This is a genomic window from Bacteroidota bacterium, from assembly GCA_016699695.1.
In the GTDB taxonomy this organism is placed as follows: domain Bacteria; phylum Bacteroidota; class Bacteroidia; order Bacteroidales; family UBA10428; genus UBA10428.
The window spans coordinates 733696-758259 of sequence record CP065006.1 but is presented as its reverse complement, the minus strand read 5'-3'; the positions used below and the strand labels follow the sequence as shown (position 1 = coordinate 758259).

The 24564-nt window shown below is 40.5% G+C and carries 19 protein-coding genes; 11 read left to right on the top strand and 8 right to left on the bottom strand.

Annotated features, from left to right (window positions below; translation table 11 throughout):
- Positions 1–41 precede the first annotated feature (41 nt).
- From IPM71_03110 to IPM71_03065, 10 genes are all read left to right on the top strand, one after another.
- Positions 42–2573: a DEAD/DEAH box helicase family protein gene (locus IPM71_03110; GenBank protein ID QQS52770.1), complete on the top strand. Its 2532-nt coding sequence runs from the start codon at positions 42–44 to the stop codon at positions 2571–2573.
- A 79-nt stretch (positions 2574–2652) separates the two neighbouring features.
- Positions 2653–3006, top strand: coding sequence for a GIY-YIG nuclease family protein (locus IPM71_03105; protein ID QQS51731.1), 354 nt, complete (start codon positions 2653–2655; stop codon positions 3004–3006).
- Complete coding sequence (locus tag IPM71_03100) at positions 3007–5712, top strand: N-6 DNA methylase (GenBank protein ID QQS51730.1); 2706 nt, start codon at positions 3007–3009, stop codon at positions 5710–5712.
- Between the two features lie 61 nt (positions 5713–5773).
- Complete coding sequence (locus IPM71_03095; GenBank protein QQS51729.1) at positions 5774–6922, top strand: ImmA/IrrE family metallo-endopeptidase; 1149 nt, start codon at positions 5774–5776, stop codon at positions 6920–6922.
- Positions 6923–6925: 3 nt separating this feature from the next.
- Positions 6926–7450, top strand: a complete 525-nt coding sequence (locus IPM71_03090; protein QQS51728.1) for a DUF4411 family protein — start codon at positions 6926–6928, stop codon at positions 7448–7450.
- Positions 7451–7550: 100 nt separating this feature from the next.
- Complete coding sequence (locus IPM71_03085; protein QQS51727.1) at positions 7551–7700, top strand: hypothetical protein; 150 nt, start codon at positions 7551–7553, stop codon at positions 7698–7700.
- A 57-nt stretch (positions 7701–7757) separates the two neighbouring features.
- Positions 7758–8633 (top strand): NmrA family NAD(P)-binding protein, encoded by an 876-nt coding sequence (locus IPM71_03080; GenBank protein QQS51726.1) that lies wholly within the window; start codon positions 7758–7760, stop codon positions 8631–8633.
- A 173-nt stretch (positions 8634–8806) separates the two neighbouring features.
- Complete coding sequence (locus IPM71_03075; protein ID QQS51725.1) at positions 8807–9376, top strand: class I SAM-dependent methyltransferase; 570 nt, start codon at positions 8807–8809, stop codon at positions 9374–9376.
- Positions 9377–9390: 14 nt separating this feature from the next.
- Positions 9391–9711, top strand: coding sequence for a DsrE family protein (locus tag IPM71_03070; protein ID QQS51724.1), 321 nt, complete (start codon positions 9391–9393; stop codon positions 9709–9711).
- Positions 9712–10079: 368 nt separating this feature from the next.
- Positions 10080–12200 (top strand): glycoside hydrolase family 97 protein, encoded by a 2121-nt coding sequence (locus IPM71_03065; GenBank protein QQS51723.1) that lies wholly within the window; start codon positions 10080–10082, stop codon positions 12198–12200.
- A gap of 200 nt (positions 12201–12400) precedes the next feature.
- Here IPM71_03065 and IPM71_03060 read toward each other — a convergent pair whose 3' ends face one another.
- The 7 genes from IPM71_03060 to IPM71_03030 all read right to left on the bottom strand — a co-directional run bounded on the left by IPM71_03060 (position 12401) and on the right by IPM71_03030 (position 21949).
- Positions 12401–13096, bottom strand: a complete 696-nt coding sequence (locus IPM71_03060) for a protein-L-isoaspartate(D-aspartate) O-methyltransferase (GenBank protein ID QQS51722.1) — start codon at positions 13094–13096, stop codon at positions 12401–12403.
- Positions 13097–13150: 54 nt separating this feature from the next.
- On the bottom strand, positions 13151–14302 hold the full coding sequence (locus IPM71_03055) for a hypothetical protein (GenBank protein QQS51721.1): 1152 nt from the start codon (positions 14300–14302) through the stop codon (positions 13151–13153).
- Between the two features lie 229 nt (positions 14303–14531).
- Positions 14532–15776, bottom strand: coding sequence for a DEAD/DEAH box helicase (locus IPM71_03050; protein ID QQS51720.1), 1245 nt, complete (start codon positions 15774–15776; stop codon positions 14532–14534).
- A gap of 193 nt (positions 15777–15969) precedes the next feature.
- Positions 15970–18636, bottom strand: coding sequence for a carbohydrate binding family 9 domain-containing protein (locus IPM71_03045; GenBank protein ID QQS51719.1), 2667 nt, complete (start codon positions 18634–18636; stop codon positions 15970–15972).
- 150 nt (positions 18637–18786) lie between these two features.
- Positions 18787–19839, bottom strand: coding sequence for a tRNA 2-thiouridine(34) synthase MnmA (gene mnmA / locus IPM71_03040; protein QQS51718.1), 1053 nt, complete (start codon positions 19837–19839; stop codon positions 18787–18789).
- Positions 19840–19882: 43 nt separating this feature from the next.
- Positions 19883–20527 (bottom strand): NAAT family transporter, encoded by a 645-nt coding sequence (locus IPM71_03035; GenBank protein ID QQS51717.1) that lies wholly within the window; start codon positions 20525–20527, stop codon positions 19883–19885.
- Between the two features lie 33 nt (positions 20528–20560).
- Positions 20561–21949 carry an MFS transporter gene (locus tag IPM71_03030; GenBank protein QQS51716.1) on the bottom strand — a complete coding sequence of 463 codons (1389 nt, stop codon included), beginning with the start codon at positions 21947–21949 and terminating at the stop codon, positions 20561–20563.
- A 144-nt stretch (positions 21950–22093) separates the two neighbouring features.
- On the opposite strand from IPM71_03030, the gene IPM71_03025 reads away from it, so the two are divergent.
- Positions 22094–23320 (top strand): DUF418 domain-containing protein, encoded by a 1227-nt coding sequence (locus tag IPM71_03025; protein QQS51715.1) that lies wholly within the window; start codon positions 22094–22096, stop codon positions 23318–23320.
- Here IPM71_03025 and IPM71_03020 read toward each other — a convergent pair.
- Positions 23286–24563, bottom strand: coding sequence for a glycosyltransferase family 1 protein (locus tag IPM71_03020; GenBank protein QQS51714.1), 1278 nt, complete (start codon positions 24561–24563; stop codon positions 23286–23288). The genes IPM71_03025 and IPM71_03020 overlap by 35 nt on opposite strands.
- Position 24564: the final 1 nt, after the last annotated feature.

Below are 24564 nucleotides of genomic sequence, written 5' to 3'. Positions count from 1 at the left end.
AAAATGTATCTTGCAAAAAATTGAATAACACTTTTGATTCAATGTTGAACAACGAAGCCCATGCCCGCATAAAGATAAACCAACTGCTTGAAGAAGCTGGCTGGCGATTCTTCGATAATCACGAAGAAAAGGCGAATATCCTGCTTGAAAACCATGTGAAAATTTCTCAAAAAGAGATTGATGCCTGGGGCAACGATTATGAAAAAGTAAAATCGGGGTCGCTTGATTTCTTGCTTGTAGATTCCGACAACAAACCGATTTGTGTTCTCGAAGCAAAAAAAGAAAGTTTACACCCTTTGGTTGCAAAGGAACAAGCCCGAAAATATGCAAATACAGTTGGGGCGCAATTTATTATTCTTTCTAATGGGATAGTCCATTACTTATGGAATCTGAAGAAAGGAAATCCCAAGCCTATTTATAAGTTTCCTTCACCAAACGAAATTGGAGCCATTAAAGAATGGAATCCGGACAGAAAATCATTAGCAACGGAACCTGTTGAGATTGATTATATTGTTACTGTTCAAATGCCAGACTATGCTCAACGGCCAGGTTGGAACGGCAGTGTTGCGGCAAGTAAAGATTTTATTTGGACAAATGGACTCAGATTTCTAAGACCCTATCAGTTAAATGCAATTAAGCATTTACAAGAAGCGGTGGAAGAAGGAAAAGACCGCTTTCTTTTTGAAATGGCTACAGGTACAGGTAAAACACTTACTTCTGCTGCGGTGATCCGATTATTTTTAAGAACTAAAAACGCACGAAAAGTTTTATTTCTTGTAGATAGATTAGAGCTTGAAGACCAGGCTTGGAAAGCTTTTACTAATTATCTGAAACCTGATTATACAACATTTATTTTTAAGGAACATAAAAGCGATTGGCGCAAAGCAGATATTCTGGTTACAACCATTCAATCGCTGATGTTCGATAATAAATACCGAAATCAATTTACCCCAACTGATTTTGACTTGATTATTTCCGATGAATCTCATCGTTCAATTTCCGGAAATGCACGAGCAGTTTTTGAATATTTTCATGGCTACAAGTTAGGTTTAACTGCCACACCAAAAGACTATCTAAAAGGCATAGATTCGGACAAAGTTAAAGATAACGACCCTAGAGAAATTGAACGCCGGATGTTGCGCGACACTTATGCAACTTTTGGTTGCGAGGGTGGCGACCCTACATTTCGGTATTCTTTATTGGATGGAGTTAAAGATGGCTTTCTGGTTAATCCGCGAATATTAGATGCCCGTACCGAAATAACTACGCAATTGCTTTCCGATAGAGGCTATGCTGTAGCAATTACCTCAGAAGAAGGCGAAGAAACCGAAACCTTTGTTTCCAGCGATTTTGAGCGCAAATTCTTTTCGGAGAAAACCAATCGGGTATTTTGCCAGACATTTTTGGAAAAAGCCTTGCGTGACCCAATTACTAAAGAGATTGGTAAAACAATCATCTTTGCAGTTAGTCAGAACCATGCAAGAAAGCTTACGGAAATTTTAAATGAATTTGCTGAACAGCTTTTCCCGAATAAATACAATTCCGATTTCGCGGTACAGGTTACTTCACAAGTGAGTGATGCGCAGCAAATGACCATCAATTTTACCAACAACAACCTAAACGGTAAAACTTCATGGTTAGAAGGCTATAAATCGGGTAAAACACGCATTTGTGTAACAGTTGGTATGATGACAACGGGTTACGATTGTCCCGATTTGTTGAACCTTTGCATGATGCGTCCTATTTTCAGTCCTTCCGATTTTGTTCAGATTAAAGGGCGTGGTACCCGCAAAAATACCTTTGAATTCAAACATAAAAACGATTTAGGAGAGGAAGAACAGCTAAAACACGAAAAGGAGTTTTTTAAACTCTTTGATTTCTTTGCCAATTGCGAATATTTTGAAGAAAAGTTTGATTACGATGAAAAACTAAAACTACCTAAACCCCGAAATGGTAAGGGCGAAGGCAGTGACGGTGGTATTGATATCGACAAATATACCAGTTTCCGACCCGACCCATTGGCCGTTTTAAAAGAGCAACAAATCGGGTACGAAGGAATGAAAATCGACCGTATGTTGTTTAAGAAGTTCGAGGACCGCATTGTAATGGACGATATCATTAAAAAGAATGTGGTATTGGGCAATTGGGAACAAGTTGTTTCGCATATTCAAAACGAAATTTTCGATAAACCCGAAGAATACTTTAACCTCGAAAAATTACGAAAAGCTGCAAAGATTGACCGTAAAGTGTCCATAAGGGAAATGGTGGAAAAGGTATTTGGTATTATTCCAAAATTTAAATCGAAAGACGAATTATTGGAAGAAGAATTCGACAAATTCATTTCAATTTATCCACCCGAAGAAAATGTAAATTTGCGGTCGTTAAAATATTTCTTTAAAGCATATATTGTTGATGGCGAGATAAGGAAAATAATAGAAGCCAAAGACTTTCATGCATTACAAACAAACCCGACGCTTACCATTTCGCAATTTAAGGAGGTGGCAGCCAAATACAGGGAAGTGATTCCGTTGTACATTAAAGATTATATCAATTTAGAGCGCTTTGCCGCTTAGCAAACGTCACCCTGAACTTGTTTCAGGGTCTGTACAACTTAATAAAAAGTCACCCTGAACTTGTTTCAGGGTCTGTACAATGAAAGAAGGATTTGTATATATAGTGAGCAACAAAAACAGAACAACACTTTACATAGGTGTTACAAGTGACCTTGAAAGGAGAATGCTTGAACATAAAAGTGGCAAAGGTTCTGTTTTTACAGCAAAATACAACCTGACCGATTTGGTATATTTTGAACGAATTATGGGGATGCAAAATGCCATTGACAGGGAAAAACAATTAAAAAATTGGCATAAAGAATGGAAATGGAACCTGATAAAAGAAGAAAACCCAGCCTTAAATGATTTGTCGGAAAAATGGTATTCTGAAAAGGAAATAGAAGAGTATAAACAGATGCTGAAACAAGTTCAGCATGACAATGCAACGAATTAAATGTTAGATACACCAACAAAAAAACGAATTGACGATTGCCGCGATATTTTGGTGGGTAAATTGCCCGACCCCAAAGCCCAGATTGAGCAAATTACCATTGCTTTAATTTACAAGTTCATGGACGACATGGACAAAGAGGCTGTTGAATTGGGGGCAAAAGCCAAATTCTTTTCGGGTAATTTTGAAAAATACAGCTGGGACAGCCTGTTCGATACCAAAGTTACGGCCAACGAAATGCTGGCATTGTATTCCGAGGCCATAACCAGCATGGACAAAAACCCCAACATTCCACAATTGTTCCGCGATATTTTTAAGAATGCTTTTTTACCCTATCGCGACCCCGAAACGCTTAAATTGTTTCTGAAAACCATTGGCGAGTTTGAATATACCCATAGCGAAAAGCTGGGCGATGCCTTTGAATATTTGCTTTCGGTAATGGGTTCTCAGGGCGATGCAGGACAATTCCGCACGCCACGCCATATTATCGATTTTTTAGTAGCAGCAGTTGACCCTCAAAAAACCGATACAATACTCGACCCTGCTTGTGGTACAGCAGGTTTTTTGATTTCGGCATTTAAACATATAACAGCTGAACGTCATGCTGAACGACCATCTAGTCATTCCGAACTTGTTTCGGAATCCCTTACTTCAGAACTACCGACCCTGAAACAAGTTCAGGGTGACGTTAAGCTATTTCAGGGTGACCCAATGGGTGTAGGCTTAACCCCTGACGAACGCCGCCGCATTATTTCCAATTTTACCGGTTACGACATTTCGCCCGATATGGTGCGCTTAAGCCTTGTAAACCTTTATTTGCATGGCTTTTCCGACCCGCATATTTGGGAATACGATACCTTGAGCAGCGAAGACCGCTGGAATGAGACCTTTGATGTAATCCTTGCCAATCCGCCGTTTATGTCTCCGAAAGGTGGAATACGGCCTCACAAAAAGTTTTCGATAAGCAGTAACCGCAGCGAAGTGTTGTTTGTCGATTACATTGCCGAACACCTGAACCCCAAAGGTCGTGCAGGTATAATTGTTCCGGAAGGTGTAATATTCCAAAGCGGAACAGCTTACAAAGACTTGCGGAAAATGTTGGTCGATAATTACCTCTATGCTGTTGTGAGTTTACCCGCAGGAGTTTTTAATCCGTACAGTGGCGTAAAAACATCCATATTGCTTATGGATAAAGAATTTGCAAAAACGAGCGAGGAAATTTTATTTGTAAAAATCGACAACGATGGCTATGGTTTAGGTGCACAACGCAATGCTGTAAAGGGAGGGCAGTTGGAACAAGCCATTGAAATAATTAAGACATTTAGGAGTCATACCGAACAACATACCAGTCATTCCGAACAACATACCAGTCATACCGAACAACATACCAGTCATTCCGAACTTGTTTCGGAATCCCTTACTTCAGAACCACCGACCCTGAAACAAGTTCAGGGTGACGGTAAAACAATAGCCCATGCAGTACCCAAATCCGAAATTGCCAAAAACGGGGATTACAATTTGAGTGGGGAGAGGTATAAATCACAAATTGAAATTAATTCTGATTGGCCTTTAGTTGAATTGAAAGAGTTATGCAATATTCTTAATGGTTATGCTTTTAATGCTAGCCAATTTAACAATAGCAAAGAAGGTATTCCTGTAATAAGAATTCGAGACATCAATTCTGGTTTTTCTGAAACTTATTATAATGGAGAATATGACAATAAATTCATAGTAAATAATGATGATTTGCTGATAGGCATGGATGGTGATTTTAAAACTATTCTTTGGTCAAATGGGAATGCTCTTTTAAATCAACGAGTATGCAAGCTTTATGATTTTAAAAGAACATTAAAAGAATATGTTTTTCTAATGATTCAAAAAAGCTTAGATGTAATACATTCTAAAACATTTGCAGTAACGGTCAAGCACCTTTCATCAAAACAAATTGAAGCAATAAAAATCCCCCTTCCCCCCATCTCCATCCAAGAAGAAATAGTAGCAGAAATAGAAGGCTACCAAAAAATAATTGATGGGGCAAAAATGGTAGTCTCAACCTACAAACCCAAAATTGAGGTTGATGCGGATTGGGAAATGGTGGAGTTGGGGGAAGTTTTTCAAAAAGTAAATGATAATATTTTACCAGAAAATATCGAACATAAAACTATTAATTATATTGGATTGGAGAATATAGACCAAGGAACGGGAATGCTGGTTGGAAATTATCAAGCAAACCCAAAAGAAATAAAAAGCACTAAAATTGTTTTTAGAAAGGGTGACATACTCTATGGTAAACTAAGGCCAAATTTGAATAAAGTTTACTATTCTGAAATTGAAGGCATTTGTTCAACTGATATTTTCGTAATTAGAGCAAAAAAAAGTATTTTTTCGAAATTGTATAGCTCATATTTTTTATCAGAACAATTTAATCAGGAAGTATTGAAAGGTATAAAGGGCGCTCAATTACCAAGAGTTGGATATGAATCATTTTCGAAAATATTTATTCCAAACCCACCTCTCGAAGCCCAACAACAAATCGTTTCCCAAATCGAAAAAGAGCAGGAATTGGTTAATGCCAACAAGCAATTGATTGAACTATTTGAGCAAAAAATAAAGGACAGGATTGCTAAAGTTTGGGGAGAGGATAAAACGGTAAAACTTAACGAACGGGATTTGAGCATTGCTGCTGAACCTGAGTCACAATATAAATAGTTAATTTCATGTTTTTTAATATTCTTCAAAAAGCGATATCTTTAATTTTTGATTCGAAAAAATGAATACGAATACCGGCATAGCAGTAAATTACGAAGTTCTTGTCTGGGCAAGGAATGCCCTTGCATTAGACCGAACAAATGCCGCTAAAAAAACAGGCTTATCGGCAAAACGCTTAATTCAGATTGAAGAAGGTGAAAAACATCCAACTTTGGATGAACTCAAAGAACTTTCTAAGGCATACAAAAGAACTATTGCTACCCTTTTGCTGGCAGAACCTCCTAAAGAAAAACCACTGCCTGCCGACAGGCGTACTGTCGATTCAACAGGGGTAAATATTTTTCATGAAAAATCTATTTTGGCAGTTCGCAAAGCCAGGGCGCTTGTTACTTCGTTGGTTGAACTAAAACATGATGCTGGTATAGCAATTCCAAAATTCCCATACAAAGCATTAATTCAGGAGAATCCGGCTTCAATTGCAAAAAAAATAAGGAACGAACTTAAGTTAGATGAGGTAAGGCAGTTTAGTTCAATAAATATTGCATTGGAAGCTTACATTGAAAAAATAGAAGAAATAGGAATAGCAGTTTTTCAGTTAAGTTTAACGCAAGACAAGTTGAGGGGTTTTTCAATTGTTGATGAAATTATGCCAATAATAGCTATTAAAGGGGGTGGGGAAAACACTACAGCAAAAATTTTCACCCTGTTTCACGAATTGGGGCATATTCTTTTAAATGATGGTGGTTTATGCGATTTGTCAGATAATTCAAACCTTCAAATCGAGAAATGGTGTAACGCTTTTGCTGCCGAAATATTAATTCCTGCTACTGAGCTTTTAGAAATGAACAATGTAGTTTTGCATAAATCCAAAGGAGAAAAAATTTGGACTAAAAAGGAACTCGTTGAATTAGGGGATCATTTTCATGTTGGTCCATTGGCAATCCTGCGCAGTTTATTGGAAAACAAGCTAACTACTCCGGAATATTACAAATCGCGTCACCAGGCATGGAATAAGCCATCGTTTGGCAAGTCGAAAACACCCGAAGGTAGAAATATACCAAAAGAAACAATAAAGGAAAGAGGCAGGACATATGTTTCATTGGCATTTTCAGCATTTGACCAGAACAGAATCGACCTTAAAGACCTGTCAGATTTTTTAGGTATAAGGCTGTCGTATATTCCAAAAACCAGGCAATTGCTAAATGCCTAAAGAATGCAATTAAACTTTAATCAAGGAAATACTATTTATGTAATAGATACAAGTGCATTAATAATGCTTGAATCTACTTTTAAATACGATAATCCTGTTTTTACTGCCATTTGGGAAGAAATTGAAGAATTAATCAGGCAGGAATGTTTTCAAACAATCGATTTTGTTGAAGATGAAATAAATAACTACGAGGGCAAAGAGGATTTTTTAAAGAAATGGATTAAGAAATGGAAAAAACTTCTGGTTGTTGCTACAGATGAAGCCAGTATTAATGCAGCTATTCCGATAATAAACGAAGAATATAAAACTGGTTTTTTCGATGCAAAAAAACAAGCCGAAGGAAAAGAAGAAGCCGACCCGTATTTAATTGCTTATTGCAAAACACATAATTGCGTATTGATAACTAACGAAAGCAAATTAAAACCAAATAAAATCCCCGGAGTAGCAGCAAAGAATGGCGTAAGGTGTATTGATATAAACGATTTTTTAATTGAGCGTGAATTAAAAATGGAACGGAAAAAGAAATAAGCCAAACCGTTACCGTTTATCTTTATTTTTTAGGCTTTCTGATTATTTTAATAGCATTCCTTTATTTTCCAACTGTAATTATTACTAATAAAATGGTTCTATGCTTGATTTTATTCGGCATCAAAAAACTGGAGTTGAATTATCGTTGCAAAATGCCAATAACTTATACAAAACCTGCGCCTGTTGCCACACAAGGGCAGGTGTTGAATACATGCACGGGCTGGTTGAAAAGGTTTTTCCGGTAAAATAAAATGTGTAAGTTGCAAAGAGTATAGAGTTAGGGAGCATTATAAAAAAGGAACTGTAAATGAGCAATATACTTATAACAGGAGCCACTGGAAACATAGGATTTGAAGTGATTCGATTTCTAACAAAAATTAATTCGTCAAATAAAATTATAGCGGGTGTCCGAAATATTGAGAATGCAAAAAAAGTTTTAAAGGACTTTTCTGACATTGATTTTACACACTTTGATTTCGAGGACTTTAACACATTTGATAATGCCTTAAATGGTATCGACAAGATATTTTTATTACGACCACCTCATATTTCTGACATTGATACCTATTTTAAACCCTTGATTCAAAAAATTAAAGAAAAAAAAATAAGACAGATAGTATTTCTTTCAGTACAGGGAGCAGAGAAAAGTAAGGTGATTCCTCACAACAAAATAGAGCGATTAATAAAAGAAAACGGGTTAGATTCCATTTTCCTTCGCCCAGGTTATTTCATGCAAAATCTGACTACTACCCTAATGGGAGATATTCGAACGAAACGTGAGATTATTTTACCATCGGGAAAAGCAAAATTCAACTGGATTGACATAGAAAATATTGGAGAAGCTGGAGCCCTGCTACTCGACAAATTCGGTGAATACATAAACCAGACGATTGAAATAACGGGGTTGGAAAACGAAAATTTCGCGAAAGTAACGGAGATCATTAACAAAACAATTGACAATCCGATAAAATATAGAAATGTTAATCCGCTCAGATTTTTTAGGATTAAAAGGCGTGAAGGAATGGTAAAAGGGATGATTATCGTAATGATTTTACTCCACTTTCTACCCCGGTTTCAGAAAGAGCCAAGGATTTCGGATTTTTACGAACGATTGACAGGTAAAAAACCGACAGATTTAAAAACATTTATAGAAAGAGAAAAGAAACAATTTGAGAAGCAATAAATTAAGCAAGGGTTTGGTCATCTGTTTTTCTGAGATTTACAAAGCTTAGTGGCTCACAAAAAAGGTCTGTGAAAACTGAAAGGAAATCGTTTCTTAATCCAGCACGACACCAAACCATCCTACTTAACGAAAAGCTAAGAAAATCCTGGAAACATGATAAATAAACGAAGAAAATGAAAGTGCGAGATAGCGGAATGCCTGAGGAAAGAATATGGAATGACTTTTTTGATACGGAATTGATATTATCAGAATTGCTGATTGATTCCCGGGTAAATGATTTAGTTGAGATAGGAAGTGGATATGGAACTTTTACTATACCGACAGCAGGATTATTAAAGGGGAATTTGTATGCATTTGACATTGATGACGAGATGGTTGATTATTTAACCGGGAAATTGAATTATAACCAAATTATCAATGTAATACTTGAAAAAAGAGACGTTCTGACCCATACAACCGGATTAGCTGATAATTCGGTGGATTATGTAATGCTTTTTAATATTCTTCATCACGATTCGCCGAAAGACTTCTTAAACGAATCATTCCGGATTTTAAAGCAAAACGGTAAGATTGGCATTATTCATTGGCGGAGCGATATTTCAACACCACGTGGACCTGACTTGAGTATAAGGCCGAAACCAGACCAAATACTTGGAATGATTGAAAGAAATAGGTTTAGTATTGCAAAAAAACCTTTTCTATTGAAGCCATATCATTATGGATTAGTAATTTCAAAAATTTAAAAATATACCGGATTATGAAAATCGGAATCATCTTGGAAACAAAAGAATTTGAAAAAGCATGGAATGCTTTTCGATTTGCAGTTACAGCAAAAAAACAAGGGCATGAAGTGAAAGTTTTTCTAATGGGAGAAGCCGTTGAATGCGAAGGTTTGACTCACGAGAAATACAATGTTGACGAACAATTAAAAGCATTTGTAAATGTTGGGGGCGAAATACTTGCTTGTGGGACATGTTTAAAATCAAGACAACTAAATGAAACAGATGCTTGTCCGATTTCGACAATGATTGATTGTGTAAATCTTGTAGTTTGGGCTGACAAAACCGTGACATTTTAACAAAAGACAAAAGAACCCAGTGGCTAATTATCCGGAAACCAACCTGGTATTGACCATCGTGATTAAGCCTAACGCTTTGTTTATTTGCTGTCCAAGTTATCCCTATTTACTTCGCTCAGGCGGGGATTAAATATTTAAAACAGGTATAATCCAGATTGATTTTACTCAATTGAAATCAATCCTTCAAAAAACCTTCAGACCATTTTATTTGGACTAAAAGGAAAGTAGTTCATGTAACCATTCATATTCGTTTTATTGCAATGGCATGTATATCAGTGGTTAATGTTTACGGTTCTTCATATTGATCATAGATGAATAGGAAAATTTCACTACTTGCTTTAAAATTGGATGTTTAAAACAACGAAGCCATGAAAACAAGATTTGTCCTGTACCTTCCTTTGTTAGTTTTTTTATTTCTCTCATGCTCTAAAGGAAATAACACAGCTATGGTTCAATCGCCCGATGGGGCAATTCAGCTAGAGTTTTTTCTCGATTCCGATGGAAAACCAACTTACCGTGTACATTTTAACCAGACTTTGGTCATCGACACTTCTCATCTGGGGTTTTGCCTGAAAGACCAGCCTGAGCTGGCAGCTAATTTAAAACTTGTGGCAAAGAATTCCGGAACCACAGACGAAACCTGGGAGAATGTGTGGGGAGAACAAAGAATGGTGCGAAATAATTACAACAGCCTTCAAGTTGACCTGCAAGAAGAAACTCCGCCTTTTAGGAAGTTTTCGGTGGTGTTTAAAGTGTATAACGATGGTTTGGGCTTTCGGTATGAGTTTCCCAAGCAGGATTCCCTTACGGAAGTAGTTATTATGGACGAGAATACCGAGTTTAACCTCACGGGCAACCACATGAGCTGGTGGGGCCCGGGCGATTGGGAAATTTATGAGCACCTCTATACGCAATCGCGGTTGAGCGAGATAGATGCAGGTGCCAAGCGAAATAATTCTTTGGCCCAGTCTTATATTCCCGATTCCAATGCGGTAAACACACCTTTTACACTTAAAACAGACGAAGGTATTTACCTTAGCTTTCACGAAGCAAACCTTACACGCTATGCGAGCATGACTCTTCATCTTGACAAGGAGACTTATACTCTGAAGAGTGCCCTTGTAGCATGGGAAGATGGATCGAAAGTGAAAACCACCACTCCCTTTGTGTCGCCCTGGCGTACCATTCAAATCGCCGGCAGTGCTGGCAACCTGATTGAATCGAACCTGATAGTGAATTTAAATGAACCCAATAAGCTTGAAAATACCAGCTGGATAAAACCCATGAAATACATGGGGGTATGGTGGGAAATGCACCTTGGTGTTAGTACCTGGAATTATTCCAGCGGGCAGCATGGAGCGAATACGGAGAATGTCAAACGTTACATCGATTTTGCATCAACAAACGGATTCAATGCAGTATTGGTGGAAGGTTGGAATACCGGTTGGGAAAACTGGATTGGCGATCAGCGCGAAGGAATTTTTGATTGGATCACACCTTACCCTGATTTTAATATCGATGTGGTGGTAAATTATGCCCGCGAAAAAAACATCCGTATTATTGGTCATCACGAAACCTCGGGCGATGTGGGTAACTACGACAGACTTCTGGATACTGCAATGGCTTTTTACCACAGCAAAGGGATTGGTGCGGTAAAAACAGGTTATGTGGGAACCCTTATTCCACCCAAAATTTATCACCATGGACAATGGGCAGTAGAACATTACCAGCGAGTGGTTGAAACGGCCGCCAAATACAATATTGCCATCGTGGGCCACGAAATTATCAAGGCAACGGGTATTCGACGCACCTATCCGAATATGATGGCCAGGGAAGTTTTTCGCGGACAGGAATTTGACGCCTGGAGCGATGGAAATCCGCCCAATCATGCAACCATTATACCTTTCACCTGTATGTTGGGTGGCCCTATCGACTATACCCCTGGCATTTTCAATATCAAACTAAAAAAGTTGCCAGCGGGCAAGACTTTCTGGGAAGTAAAAGATAACCTCGAAAGCTATGAAAGTAATAAACCCAACAACAAGGTAAGCACCACCCTGGCCAAGCAATTGTCCTTGTATGTGGTGTTTTATAGCCCGGTTCAGATGGCGGCTGATTTTCCGGAGGTATATGAGGGACATCCAGCCTTTCAGTTTATTCGCGATGTACCGGTCGATTGGGAACAAACCAAGGTACTCGACGGCGAAATTGGCGAATTTGTGGTAATTGCCCGGCAGCAGCGCGAAAGCGAAAATTGGTTTGTGGGTGGACTTACCAATCAGTTGGCACGTAAAGTGCAAATCGATTTTAGTTTTCTTCCTGCCAATAAAAAATACCGGCTAACTGCCTATACCGATGGTGCCGATGCACATTGGGATAAGAACCCGATTAGTTTCTCGATTCAAAATTTTGAGGTAGACAATCAATCGAAAATGGAGTTTAACATGGCAGAAGGGGGTGGGTTTGCACTTTCGCTGATGCCAAAATGATAATTGTTTAAAATGTTTAAGCATAATGTGGAGCATCCAGATAGAAGAGCTATTGGTAAAGAGTGAATTTTGTTAATTATCAGGTAGGATTAAGTCCGGAGAATGCTTGCTGAGGAGTGATTCTTCGCAAGTATCCGGGCTTTCTTTTTTTTGAATCACCAGATAAAACGGGTATGTTTTTTTGAAAGATGATGTGTTGCTTATTTTCCTTCAGCCTCGCCGGTAAAGGGCACAAACCTCACGGGCAATAGCGATTGTTCAATTATCTTTCCGTTTTTTTTCTCCACCAGTTTCAGGTATTGAATAGCATGTACCGAGCCAACAGGTATTACCATTCGGCCTCCTTCGGCGAGCTGCTCCAGCAGGGGAGGAGGAATGTTTTCCGGCGCAGCTGTAACAATAATTGCATTGTAGGGTGCACGCAGTTTATAGCCCTGGTAACCATCGCCTGCAAGCACGGTCACATTGGAGTAGCCCATGCTCATTAATCGCTCCTTGGCTTCTGCTGCAAGAGGCTTAACAATTTCTATGCTTACTACCTCACTTGCTATTTCAGCCAGTATTGCTGCCTGGTATCCTGAGCCTGTGCCTATCTCAAGCACCCTGTCTGAAGGTTGAAGCCGCAAAGCCTCGGTCATATAGGCTACAATGTAGGGTTGAGAAATGGTTTGTCCGTAACCAATAGAAAGGGGATGATCGAAATAGGCCGATTCCACAAGCTGTGAAGGAACAAAAGAATGCCTGGGCACTTTTCTCATGGCATCGAGGGTAGCTTTGTCCTTTATTCCCCTGGCTACAATCTGCTCATTTACCATTTTATTCCGCTCCACACTCATACCATTATCCTGAAAGCTAAATAATCCTATCAGAAAAAGAGAAGCCAGTATTAATTTCATCCTTAACACTATTTGAACCTGCAAGTTACGAAACAGTGAGGCAGAAGTCAATTTTTACAATGGTCTTTGGTGCCGGTCAGAATTGTTACCTTTCTGGTGTTTTCTGTGAAATGATCGTTTGTTTTTGTTGGCCGGAGCATCCGTGCGGTTTGGTTTCTTGTTAAACCGGTTGATGTCGTTTTCTTCTGTGATAAAGTTCATTTCAGGCACCTGAACAGCCTCCTCTTTCAATTCAGGCTTGATTCCTTTTTTGTTAAGCTGAATGATTTCCTTTACACGTTCGAGGGGAACGGCAATAAGGTGGCTGCTGTTGCCCGGCTCATAGCTGTAAAAGATGATGCGTTTCAGAAGATCCTTTTTATATGGATAGGCGATTCCTTTTTCTACCTCCAATTCGAGCAATACATCCGGAAAATCTTCCTGAGCTTCCAGATAGGTGCCTAATTCATACATCAGGCAACATTTTAGTTTACCGCATTGTCCTGTTAATTTCTGGGCGTTGTGCGGCAGGTCTTGTATTTTGGCTGCCTGGGTTAAAACCGTATTCAGGTTGGTCCGCCAGGTCGAACAGCAGAGTTCTTTACCGCATGAGCCAATGCCTCCGATAAGTGCAGCCTCCTGGCGCGAACCAATCTGGCGCATATCAATTTTTACGCTAAACGATTGGGCAAAATGTTTGATTAATTCCCGAAAATCGATTCGTCCTTCGGCAATATAATAAAAGGTAGCCTTGGTGCCATCGCCCTGAAATTCTACGTCACTTACTTTCATTTCGAGTTGAAGGTTCTCTGCTATCTGCCTTGCTTTAATAAGTGTCGATCGTTCTTTTAAGCGCGCCATCTGCCATTTCTCGAGGTCGGCAGATGTAGCTTTACGGTAGACAATTTTTTTATTCAGATGCTTTGGATTCTTTCGCTTTAGTTGCATCTTGGCCACTGTGCCGGTGAGCGTAATTTGTCCGATGTCATGGCCACGTTCGGCTTCAACAGCCACGTATTCACCTCTCTTTAGGTCGAGGTCTTTTTCGTTATAGAAAAACTCTTTCCGGGTGTTTTTAAACCGCACTTCCACCAGCTTTGTGCCTTCCGGCGAATCGGGTATATCCTTTAACCAATCGTAGGCGTCGAGTTTTCCGCACGATATGTCTCTTTCGGTTTGCTCACTTGTATTGAGTATTGCCCTTGAGGGGCATGTGGAACAGCTCATCTCTTATTTAGATTTATTCTAAACAAAGATAGCTTGTTTCTGCCGGAATCGGGTCGGATTTTTATTGAATAATTTACCAGGAGGGATTTATTTGGTTATAAACGTTAGTCTAAACCTATGCAAATCTATATGCATAAGGTCCCAACCTTAAACCAACATAATTGCCAGGATTTCTATATAACCCTTAAGAACCCAGGGAGTATCTGGCTAAGGTCTTCACAAAAGCCTTTTATGAGTTCTGTTGTTGCTTCTGTCCAGGGCTTTTACCCTTGTAGTTTTTGCTGTAAAAAGCCTTTTTACGATGATGATGTTCACCGGAAGGCTTGGCTTTAAAGGTTGGGGCATCGCCAAGAAATTCTGGCAACACTTCTTTGGTTACTTCTTTACCCAGAAGCTTCTCGATACGGCTAAATTTAATTTGTTCCTTTTCGGTTACAAAGGTAAACGCCATGCCTTCAGCCGCAGCACGAGCCGTGCGACCAATACGGTGAATGTAATCCTCGCCGTCGTGGGGTACATCGTAATTGATTACCAGGTCAATATCTTCCACGTCAATTCCACGCGACATGATGTCGGTGGCTACGAGGATATTGATGGCTTTCGATTTGAAATCGTTCAACACTTTTTCCCGTTGGTTCTGTTCCAGGTCGGAATGGATGTCTTCGACCCTAAAGTTTTTGTTTTTCAGTTCGCGGGCAAGCTGCTTCGTGCTCACTTTGGTAGAGCAAAAAATTAATACAGACGAAAACTTTCTTTCGTTGAGCAGATAGCTTACCAGTTTCACTTTTTGTGTATCGTACACCACAAAAGCCGAATGCTTAATTTTTTCAGCTGGTTTCGAAACCGAAATACTTATTTCTTCTGGCTTGTACAGTATTTTACGTGCCAGTTCTCTGATTTTATGTGGCATGGTTGCAGAGAAAAGCAGGTTCTGTCTTTTCTTTGGAAGGTAAGATATTATCTTCATGATGTCTTCATGAAAACCCATGTCGAGCATACGATCGGCCTCGTCAAGCACCAGGTATTCAAGTTGGCTGAAATCGACATTGTCCATGTTCAGGTGCATTTTCAAGCGACCGGGTGTGCTGATAATTATTTCTGCACCGCTTGAAAGGGCATGTTTCTCTTTCTGGAAAAGCGATCCGTCGCTACCCCCATACACCGCTACCGAACTAATGGGTGTAAAATAGGAAATGCCTTCCAGCATTTGGTCAATCTGTATGGCCAATTCGCGGGTAGGCACCACAATAAGGGCTTTGGCCTTGTTATGTTGTTTCGCGGTGATTAACCTTTGAATAATGGGCAATAAAAAGGCGGCAGTTTTTCCGGTGCCGGTTTGCGCGGAGGCAATAATGTCTTTTCCCTGAAGAATGATGGGGATGGCTTTTGCTTGTATCGGGCTTGGAGTTTCAAATCCAAGTGCTTCAATTCCTTCTATTAGGCTGTCGTCGAGATTAAAATCGTTAAATGTCAAAGTGTTAATCGTGTATTTAAATAGTTATTTTAAGCTTGTAAAGATACGAAATAAAGCAAGCTAAAAGGAGGAGGCCTTCTATTTTTATAAGCAGTGAAGGTTTATTCAAGGCTAGGTTAAAAGTGAAAACAATATCTATCGATGAACACGCTTTTATGTATGGCAAGGATTCCTCTACCGATGTAAATGAATTTTATAAACCTATTCTGTAAGAGAGTTTAATAAGAATTACATTCGATGGGTAGGTATGGTAAAAAAGGTTGTACATATCTTTATTTAAACGTGGTGTACCTTCAGTGGAATCGCTGTTGCGGTTTTGCGACCATACAATGTAAATGGTCGATCCGGGAAGGTATTCCCACCGTAAAACAAGGTTAGAATTGAAATCGAGCACTTTATAATTTGGATTGAAACTATAATCGCTTGTTCCATCGAGGTTTTCGTCTACAAGGTATTCATCATCCTCGAAACGAATCTGCTCGGGAGCATACATCGCAAAGCGGTGGTCAAAGTCAGCAGCTTTTGATTCAGTAATGTATTTAAAATCGGTGTAGCTGGCCGTAGAAACAAAAGGCATGGCATAACCCTGAATAGTAAAATCAGGTGTGAGATTGATTGTGAACCGCATTACAAGGCTCGACTCCTGCCGGTTGATGGTGCCGCGCACATAGCGGGTAAGTTCCTGATAGTCGGCATTTGAAACATAGGCCAATTCATCGTAGCTGGTCCTAAAAGCCGGTTCGAGCGTAACTTTTATGGCGTCGGATAATTGCAGACCAATTTCGCCATAAACCGATTGGTTTTTAGTAGTAAACCCATCCTGGGCACCACCAGAGGCACCTAATCCAAGTTGAATTTTTTTTCTGCCATCGGTATTGGCATACACAAACAGGTCGGTGTATCCATCATAAAGCAAAGACGGACCGCCACGAAGAGTTTGGGTTGACACCGAGCGGGCATCGCGCGAAAAACCTGCCCAAGTTTCCCAGTGATTTTTATATTGTAAGCCTCCATTCAGGTTAAAGCCCAGGTAAAGGTATTCGGGTGCTGTTGTCGTGCCCACCCATTGGTTAAAGTTTATGGAATAGCTTCGGTAAAATCCTTTGGGTGCATTTTCTGCATATTGTATCCAGAATATCTCCTGTACCTCGTCGTTACGCACCATGTAACCCATATCGTTGAGGTTTAGTTCTGGCGAACGGTAAGTAACCCAACTTAAAAACCTCCATTTCCCATTACCGGCTTTCCCAAGTTGAATGGATCCTCCTGTTCCGGTTAGTTTCGTTTTGGTGCTGTCTACCTCGATATGCGGTGCATCTGATCGCTGAAAATAGTGGGGTGAACTGTTTTGCATTTCCGATAGTTTTTCTTTACTAGCATGCACCTCGCTTGCTACCAAATTTAGGTTGAGATAATAGGTTTTATCTTTCCACTCGTGGTTAAAGTTTACTCCGCCGGTGCAGGCAGAAAGGGGCAGGGATTGCATAAGCTCCGGGGTAAACAGATTTCTGTTTGTGGCTGTAAACATAGCCCCTACCCGGGTATTCGAATGGTTCAGGTCTTGTTCAATCCTACCTGCTAAATAATTGGTAAGGGGTTCTGCAATTTCGCTCCTGTAAGAATAGCTTGGAGTGGTGCCGTTGGGTATTTCCCTGGCAACTTCTGCTTTTTCCTCCAGGGTGAGGTTTTCCATAAGACCGATTGACAGACCTTTTCTGGTTTTTCCTGTAAGTTTAATTGCGGTAAGTATGGTAGTATTGTCTGGCATGTCGGCATATTCGTTGTAGTTGTCGTCCAGCTCAGGCCATATACTGGGCTGTTTTCCGATGCGGCGGGAGTAAAACAAGTTGTCACTATAAAAAGGTCCTCCGGGAGTGATCTGGTGGCTGAGAATGTTTCTGCCTTCGATAAAGAACATTCTTTTTTCAGGCAGATAGGTTTCGAATGTGGTTAAATTCACCTCAGATGGGTCAGCTTCTACCTGGCCAAAATCGGGATTAACTGTTATATCAAGGGTAAGGTCGTTGGTAAGTCCTATCTTGCTGTCTAATCCTGCAGAGGCCGATAACTCGCGCCCTAAAGAATATGGATTTCCTTCTTCTTTTTCATAGGTTTCAAGCCGGCCTAATGTATAGGGAGTAATGTCTTTTTGTTTTTTTGGTTGAATATTGGCAATGCCGTGAATTTCTCCAAAATGATTGACCCACCCACTGGCTTGTGGCGAGATAAATTGCCATACCGATTTTTCATCCTTACGAAATAGCCTTCGGCTAACCTGCAAACCCCAAACATATTCTTCCTCTTTTCCAAATCGCAATTGAGTAAAGGGTATGCGCATTTCTGCTACCCAACCGAGTTGATCGACACTTGTTTTTACATACCAAATTGGGTCCCAGTTAGGGTCGAAATTGCTATTGTTGGTAATTTTTTCGTCACCTTTTACCCCTGCCGCTGAAACTGTAAATGAGAAGGCAGTGAGCAAATCGTGGTAACTATCGATGTTTACCTCTACCCAGTCGCCCTCAAAGCCATCGCGCCGTGACATACGCCGCACTATGCTATCGGGTGCCGAGTCAAAAGCCTTGATGGCAATATACAGGTTGTTGTCGTCGTAAAGCATTTTAAATTGAGTAGGCTGACTGGGGGCTTGTTTTTCATAGGGAGTGGTTTGGGTAAATTCGCCCGACCATTCTACAAGCTCCCAGGCTGCTTCGTCGATCACTCCATCGATATGCAAGGTATTACCAGATAGTTTTTGTGTTTGGTATTGCCTTTTTTGCGCATAAACAATAATGGGCAGAAATAGCAGCATAATACCAATTCCTGCTCGGCAGAAGGAATGAAAAGCCAGGATGTGCATGTTTTAATCTAGTTAGAGCAACGACTTAGGGATACAATTTATTAACCAGATTGCGTAAATGTATGAAATTAAACTATATCCAAGTGCAATAGGAAGTTAATATGTGTGCGGATTTTAAGCAACCAGTGTACGTTACCGGATATTGCTTTGCTATTGGCAGATACCTCCACCCAAGAGCATATTTTGATGATAAAAAACAACGGGTTGGCCTGGCGCCATAGCCCAGGCTGCCTTTTTGAGGGTTACATGATATTGAGCAGGTCCTGTTTTTACTATACTGGCAAATCCATCTGGATTCAAACCATATCCGCGCACTTTTACTTCAATTTCATTACTTTCCAACAACAATTTTTCGTTGATAATTCTGCAATTGTTTACGTAAAATTCTTTATTCCAGAGAGATTCTGGCAATCCGGCTACCAGTGTATTGGTTTCGGGAATAATTTTGACAATGCACAAAGCTTTATCGGTAACGTGATACCAGAAAATATCTTTCTTCTGCCCAATGGTGTAATAAAGATAACCATTGTGTTCACCTATCTTAAAACCTTCCTGATCAACTACCGGACCTTTTGGAAAATCAACGGACTCAGGGATGTACTTCCTTATCAGGTCAGCATAACCTAATCCCTGTGCAAAGCAAAGTCCAGTACTTTCTTTTTGTTTGTCGAGAAACTGCAAACCCGATAATTGGGCTATTTGTCTAACTTCCTGTTTTGTGAGGGTGCCGAGAGGTGTGATTATTCGTGGTAGTACCTTCTGATCGAGTCCCCATAAAAAGTAAGACTGATCTTTGAGAGGATCATTTCCTTTTTTCAGATACCAGAGTCCATCGTCTTGCACTGTTTGAATATAATGCCCTGTAGCAATATATTCAATGCCATACTGATCGGCAGTATCTTGCAGCAATTGCCATTTCAGCTGCGGATTACAGGTGGAGCATGGGCTGGGTGTATTCCCGGCCAGATGGCCGAGTCGAAAGGCATCGATCACAATGTTTTGAAAAGCTTCGCGGCAATCGAGGGTAGGTATTTCAATCTGAAGCACTCCTGCAATCTGATTAATACGCAGTTGTAGTTCTAATGGCTCTTCCACCATTTGCAAATGAACCCCAAGAACCTCAAATCCTTCTTGCTTTAATTGAAGGGCTGTAACTGCACTGTCAATTCCTCCGCTAATACCTACGAGAACTTTTTTGCTCATCTAACTAATCTTAAACTCAAGTTTGCAGACCAGAAACTATGCATTATAAAATAGCCTGTGGAAAAATATCGAGCAATACCGGTTTAAGTCCGCTAAAGAAGAATTCGACTGCGATCACCATTACAATCAGGCCCATTAACCGCGTAAGTACATTTAGCCCGGTTTGCCCGAGTATGTTTACCAGCTTCGATCCACCGTAATATACCAGGTAGGTAATGGCCAATACCGAAAGTGTACCAATAAATAAGGCGATTTTTTTACCGGCATCGTCGGCATCTCCCATCAGCACAATGGAGTTGGTTATGGCACCGGGGCCGCAAATAAGCGGAATGGCAAGCGGGGTAACCGAAATATCGTTCACGTATTTCTTAATTTCGGTTTCCTGAACCTTTATGGTCCCCAATCTGGCCTGCAGCATATCCATGCCCATGATAAAAAATATCACTCCACCCACAATACGGAAACTGTTTATGGATATTCCAAAAAAACTAAAGAGCAGTTTTCCGGTGTACATAAAAAATACCATTGTAATAAGGGCCACCAGCACGGCCTTTAGTGCAGTCCGGTCGCGGTGTCGTGCATCAAGGTTGGCGGTCATGGTTAAAAATACTGGCAGCGATCCAAGCGGGTTCACGAGGGTAAAAAATGAAGTAAAGGCAAGCAGTCCGAAGACAAAATATTCGTTCATGCGGGTACTTTTTAGTTTAGAAAACCATACTTATTATTGTCCGTGTTTCACTTTAAATCCTTTTCTCATCCATTTACGCGCAAGTAGAAGCAAAACAGGTGTGCTCACAGCAATACAGGCATAAACCAGCCACATAAATTCGGTTTGCAGGTTTTCAGGTTGGGCATCAGCAGGGCAATAATTGGCCAGGAACCATCCGGAATACATAGCTGTTACAATCTTCGTTAAGAACCATGGGAATTGACCAATTCCCATATAGATGCCCACCATTCCCTTTGGGGCAATGTCAGCAACCCATTGTAAAAAGCGTGGTTGCCACATGGCTTCGCCAATGGTCATCAGTATCAGGTAAGCCATCAGGGTGTGGAGGCTGGGACCAAGGGTAAGGAAAAAGGTAGGAAGAGCCATGATCAGAGTGCCGACGATCATCATTTTATACGTGTCGCGTCGCATGGTAAGGGCGGTGATAACGGGTGTAAGTATAAAAATGAGAATAGGGTTCAGATTTACAAAAAATTCGAAATTGTTCTCTACAAAACCGTCGAAGGCGCGACTGGTATAAGCAGGTAGAGTGAGCCAGTTGTGGGCAAACAATGTTTGAACCGGAATAAGCGCAAAAATAAAAAACAGGAATCGAAAATCTTTAAGCGGAAAATTCTTCATATAATAACGAAGCTTTTCTCTCCCTTTCAATTCCTCTATTGCCTGGGTTTCAGAGTTTGCAGCAGGAGAAGAGTCTTCTTCCAGGGCGCTCTGTGTAGCTTCTCTTTCAGCTTTTTTTGTTATTATAAGAGTAACTATAAGCATACCAAGCACGGTAAGCGTCACAAAAACCCAGAAAACACCAGTTATTCCATGAGCCCTTCTTATGGGTGGCGATATGATTCCGGGCAAAAAACCTCCAAGGTTCATCAGTGCATAGAGCATGGCATAACCCATGGCAGAGTTTTTCGAGTTGGTAAATTTCTTTACAGCCGCATAAGCAGCAGGTTGGTAGATTCCATATCCGAGTATGATGCCTAAAAGTCCAAACCCCGACATCCAAAAAGCAGGAGAGCCCATACCTGTGGTTGCCATGGAAGGTGAAAGGGTGAGTACAATCCGGCCGAGGAGCATCAAGAAAAGCGAAATTAAAAAGGCCTTCCGCACACCTATCCAATCTACAGTAGCCCCAAGTAACAACATAGCAAGTGTAATACCACCGGTGAGAAACCCTACCATATAGCCCGACACCTTATCCGTAAGACCAATGTTTTCATTAAAAAAGAGTGTAAGCAAACCAACAACGCCAAAATAGGTGATTCCTTCGATGACATAGGAAAGGTTGACACCTAACAAGGCTCTTGAAGTATGTGCCAGGTCAATAAAAGGTTGGGTGAGTTCTTTTAATGTCGATTTCAGAATGCCGGGTTTATCTTTCATTGTGTATTTTTCAAGTTTCGAGGCTAAAATTAATAAAAGGGTTTATATAGCCTTATGATATTCTATTGCAAATAGCAATATGCCTTTGGAATAGTTTATTTATTCCAAAATAAATTATTTTTGCGCCACCAAATGCTACCTGTAATGAACCAACCTACCTACAACGAAGCCCGCCTTCCGAACGATCGTATCCAGTCACTTGACTTGCTTAGGGGAATTGCCGTTCTGGGCATACTTATCATGAACATACAGAGCTTTGCCATGATAAGTGCGGCATATTCCAATCCTTTTGCTTTTGGCGAATTAAGTGGAATACATAAAGTAGTCTGGTGGTTTAACCAACTGGTAGCCAGCGAAAAATTCATCAATATTTTCTCCATGCTTTTTGGTGCAGGGGTAATTCTGCTGTACGAACGAAAAAAGCAGCAAGGAGCCCATCCGTGGAAGGTTCAGCTACGAAGAAATTTCTGGCTTTTTTTCTTCGGACTTACGCATGCTTACCTTATCTGGTACGGAGATATTCTTGTAACCTATAGTTTGTGCGGAGTGTTTGTGTTCTTGTTTCGCGACTTTTCATCGAAAAAGCTATTTTGGATTGCAGGTGCGTTTTTTTTGGTTCCCGTGCTGTTGGCTCTGCAGCAATATAGCGAGGTAAGGGACTGGACTAGTTCGGTTGTTCATGCTAACCTCATGGCCTGGCAACCCAGCCCGGATCATGTAACAAAAGAAGTCGCTGCTGTGCATGGGAGTTATATCGAACTCATTAAACATTGGCTACCTATTCTGAAATACGAGCACACTCAGCATTTTGCCAAATTTTATTTCTGGCGCGTTTCGGCCATGATGTTTTTAGGCATGGCACTTTATAAAACCGGGGTGCTTACCGCTTCGAAACCCGCTGTGTTTTACAAAAGACTTATTTTTATTGGGCTGCCACTCGGAATGTTGCTGAGTATTGTTGGAATTCGGCAAAATTATGAACATCAATGGGCTATGGAATATTCAATGATAGTTGGTTACCTGTATAACTTGTTTGGTAGTATCCCTTCTTCTCTGGCCTATATTGGCATTGTGATGCTAATCGCAATATCAACGCGCATGGCAGGGTTTAAGGCAAGCATGACTTCGACAGGAAAAATGGCATTTACCAATTACATTCTCACCTCCATTTTGTGTGGATTTATTTTCTACGGCTACGGATTGGGTTTATTTGGTAAGCTCGAGCGCTTTGGGCAATTTATGGTGGTAATTGGGGTATGGTCGTTACTGATTCTGTTTTCCACTTTGTGGTTGAAACGGTTTTATTATGGCCCTCTGGAATGGTTATGGCGATACCTTACTTATGGGAAGAAGCCTCCTTTTCGGCGTTAAAAAATTTTTCAATCAAATCTGCTGCATAAGATGCTCCGCCAGACTTTTTAAACTCTAAAGCCATCTGGCAACAACGATACCGGTATGATTTATCTTCTATTAACTGACTCAATGCTTGTTCTATCTTGTTAGCAGTAATGCCCCGCCAGCCATGAACAATACCCAAACGATGGTATTTGATTCTGGCTGCAACCGCTGGTTGATCGTCGGAAACTGGTAATGCAAGAATTGGTACCCCATGATAAATGCTTTCCAATACCGATCCTGGTCCGGCATGGCTAATAAAACAGCTGGCTTTTTTAAGAATTTCAAGCTGCGGTGCAAATTCAATTGCCAAAACATTTTCGGGGTATTTCTCAAGCACGATAGCATTTCCAGTCCAGTTGCCCTTGGTGAGAATAAAATTCCATTGCGGATTTTTTTTGGCAACCTTTATTACAAGCCGAAACAGCTTGTCAATTTTATTTCGGATTGTTCCGAAAGAAACATACACAATTGGTTTTTCATCTGAGAAAATAAGACTAAATGGTTCTTCCTTTCTATCAATTGTAGTTGGCCCTACGGAGAAATAATTTTTTATTGCAGGGCGCGCAAAATCGAATGCCTCTGGAATGACACCAATTTGTAGCCTCGTAGAAAAGGTTTGTTCTAAATGGATTAAGGGGACAAGCTTTAATGCTTTCCTTTTATTATTGATCATTCTTAAATATCCATAAGCAAGTAACCTGACGGCCTGATGGCTAAGGCGGTTAATTGCACGATTAAAAGCTGTGTCCTTTGGCTGCCACCATGCAAAACTGGCAGGAATTCGACCGGAATAGTCGCCATGTAAGGGCAATATCGAGCATAGGGTGGCAAAAGGGATGTTCATCAATTCGGCCAGGGTAGATGCTTGTGGCTGCAATTGATCAGCCAGAATCGCATCTACCTTTAATTTTTTAATTAACTCAGGCAATTCCTCCAGCATGCAAGAAGCAAGTTGAATATGCTCTTTAAGAATACGTGTATCGCGCCACAAATTACTTCCTGTGCGGGCTATGTTCCATTTATTGTTCCAGCTACCAGCCGGGAATAGGGTTTCTCCGACCGCAATAAAATTCAGCCCTAACTTTTCAATGAAATTTTTTGTGTCCGGCATGTTAAAAACCGTCACTTTATGCCCTCTGGATACAAGTTCAAGTCCAATATATCCATTGGGGTATAAATGGCCCGGCACGGGAGGCGAGATAATGGCGAAGTGCATA

Coding starts and splice junctions, on each gene's coding strand:
- IPM71_03110 (QQS52770.1), top strand. CDS start 42: ATGTTGAACAACGAAGCCCATGCCCGCATAAAGATAAACCAACTGCTT.
- IPM71_03105 (QQS51731.1), top strand. CDS start 2,653: ATGAAAGAAGGATTTGTATATATAGTGAGCAACAAAAACAGAACAACA.
- IPM71_03100 (QQS51730.1), top strand. CDS start 3,007: ATGTTAGATACACCAACAAAAAAACGAATTGACGATTGCCGCGATATT.
- IPM71_03095 (QQS51729.1), top strand. CDS start 5,774: ATGAATACGAATACCGGCATAGCAGTAAATTACGAAGTTCTTGTCTGG.
- IPM71_03090 (QQS51728.1), top strand. CDS start 6,926: ATGCAATTAAACTTTAATCAAGGAAATACTATTTATGTAATAGATACA.
- IPM71_03085 (QQS51727.1), top strand. CDS start 7,551: ATGCTTGATTTTATTCGGCATCAAAAAACTGGAGTTGAATTATCGTTG.
- IPM71_03080 (QQS51726.1), top strand. CDS start 7,758: ATGAGCAATATACTTATAACAGGAGCCACTGGAAACATAGGATTTGAA.
- IPM71_03075 (QQS51725.1), top strand. CDS start 8,807: ATGAAAGTGCGAGATAGCGGAATGCCTGAGGAAAGAATATGGAATGAC.
- IPM71_03070 (QQS51724.1), top strand. CDS start 9,391: ATGAAAATCGGAATCATCTTGGAAACAAAAGAATTTGAAAAAGCATGG.
- IPM71_03065 (QQS51723.1), top strand. CDS start 10,080: ATGAAAACAAGATTTGTCCTGTACCTTCCTTTGTTAGTTTTTTTATTT.
- IPM71_03060 (QQS51722.1), bottom strand. CDS start 13,096: ATGAAATTAATACTGGCTTCTCTTTTTCTGATAGGATTATTTAGCTTT.
- IPM71_03055 (QQS51721.1), bottom strand. CDS start 14,302: ATGAGCTGTTCCACATGCCCCTCAAGGGCAATACTCAATACAAGTGAG.
- IPM71_03045 (QQS51719.1), bottom strand. CDS start 18,636: ATGCACATCCTGGCTTTTCATTCCTTCTGCCGAGCAGGAATTGGTATT.
- mnmA (QQS51718.1), bottom strand. CDS start 19,839: ATGAGCAAAAAAGTTCTCGTAGGTATTAGCGGAGGAATTGACAGTGCA.
- IPM71_03035 (QQS51717.1), bottom strand. CDS start 20,527: ATGAACGAATATTTTGTCTTCGGACTGCTTGCCTTTACTTCATTTTTT.
- IPM71_03030 (QQS51716.1), bottom strand. CDS start 21,949: ATGAAAGATAAACCCGGCATTCTGAAATCGACATTAAAAGAACTCACC.
- IPM71_03025 (QQS51715.1), top strand. CDS start 22,094: ATGAACCAACCTACCTACAACGAAGCCCGCCTTCCGAACGATCGTATC.
- IPM71_03020 (QQS51714.1), bottom strand. CDS start 24,563: ATGCACTTCGCCATTATCTCGCCTCCCGTGCCGGGCCATTTATACCCC.